Origin of the sequence: Streptomyces sp. BE20, from assembly GCF_036322525.1 — a bacterium.
Taxonomy (GTDB): domain Bacteria; phylum Actinomycetota; class Actinomycetes; order Streptomycetales; family Streptomycetaceae; genus Kitasatospora.
In genome coordinates this window covers 1-570 of record NZ_JAQYWW010000541.1, presented here as the reverse complement: position 1 = coordinate 570, position 570 = coordinate 1, and the positions used below count along the sequence as shown (strand labels likewise).

The 570-nt window shown below is 74.4% G+C and carries 1 protein-coding gene; it reads right to left on the bottom strand.

Features of this window, described 5'->3' with window-relative positions; genetic code table 11:
- Window positions 1–43 precede the first annotated feature (43 nt).
- Window positions 44–490: an ATP-binding protein gene (locus PUR61_RS08810; RefSeq protein ID WP_329877465.1), complete on the bottom strand. Its 447-nt coding sequence runs from the start codon at window positions 488–490 to the stop codon at window positions 44–46.
- Window positions 491–570 lie beyond the last annotated feature (80 nt).

Below are 570 nucleotides of genomic sequence, written 5' to 3'. Positions count from 1 at the left end.
GGTGGGGGCTGGTGCCGCTTGCGTATGTGTCGGCCGGTGGCCGTCATGCGGGCAGTTCGGCCCAGACCAGCTGGCCGGTGGCGGTCTGCATGGCGCCCCAGGTGCTGGCCAGGGCGGCGACCATCAGCAGACCCCGGCCGCTGCACCGCCCCGTATCAGCGGCTGCGGAGGTGCGGTCTTCGGGGTCGAAGCCGGGGCCGGAGTCCTCGATCTCCAGGCGCACGACCCAGTGGCCCGCCTCGGGTTCGCACAGGGCCAGGCTTGCCCGGGCGGGGGTGCCGCCGTGCCTCACGGCGTTGGTGGCGAGTTCGGTGGCGATCAGGGTGAGGTCGTCGATCAGGTCGGGCAGCTGCCAGCCGGCCAGCAGGGCGGTCACCCAGTTCCGCAGCAGGCCCGGGGAGCGGGTGTCGGCGGTGAGTTCGCAGTGGTTCGAGCGGGGGGCCGCTTCCGCGGGGAGGATGCCGGGCGTGGTGGTGACGGCGCGAGGCATGGTGGCTCCTCGGCTTGTGGGGGACGGTGCACACCCGGCCCGGGCGGCGCCCGCACGGCGACCGAGGGAACGCCTCAGGT